This is a genomic window from Kocuria sp. ZOR0020 (assembly GCF_000800955.1).
Classification (GTDB): domain Bacteria; phylum Actinomycetota; class Actinomycetes; order Actinomycetales; family Micrococcaceae; genus Kocuria; species Kocuria subflava.
The window spans coordinates 1-673 of record NZ_JROX01000362.1 but is presented as its reverse complement, the minus strand read 5'-3'; the positions used below and the strand labels follow the sequence as shown (position 1 = coordinate 673).

1 protein-coding gene is annotated in these 673 nt (G+C 29.6%); it reads left to right on the top strand.

From position 1 onward, the window contains the following. The first annotated feature begins 160 nt into the window (after nt 1-160). Entirely contained in the window at nt 161-475 is a 315-nt protein-coding gene (locus L979_RS15455; protein ID WP_081994562.1) for a hypothetical protein, read from the top strand. Nucleotides 476-673: the final 198 nt, after the last annotated feature.

Genomic DNA, 673 nt, shown 5'->3' with positions numbered 1-673 from the left:
GGCTACGTCCTGAAGGGGTTGACGCTTGGTTCAAAGAACGAATCATCTGGTTCAAGAATAAATTGAAAGAAAAATAATTAATGATAAAGACTTTAGGCTTTACAGCTTAGAGTTTTTTTGATATACTTAGTACATCGAGTTAAGGAAAGAGGTAAAAACAATGGAACTAATTGAATGCCAAACCTGTGGGGCTTCAAGCTTTACTAATGGTAAATGTGATTATTGTAGAAATCAATACGAAGTAAATGAAGATAAAATATTTTACGGTAATTCAACAGAAGATGATTCACCATTAGATGAGGAAACAACTTTTAAAGATACTAAAACAGGTAAACTAATACTTAAAATCATGATCTATACTTTAGTTTCTATTGTTTGGTTTGCAGTAACTGTATTTATCCCACCGCTATTTATAATAACAATTATTTTATTAGTGGTTTATGTGAGTTTTCGCTTGACAATTAAAAAGAAATAGATTATAATAAGGCATATAATAAAGGAGCTAAATAAATGAATGTTGAATCAATAATTGGTAAAGTTATTATAATAGCACTAGTCGGAATTGGACTATATACTTTTTTTGCATTAGTTGACCTGATTAAAACGAAAGGAAGCAAATAGATGAGTAAATACTTTAATGACAAAAGATATTGCCACTGCTTCGATATACCAA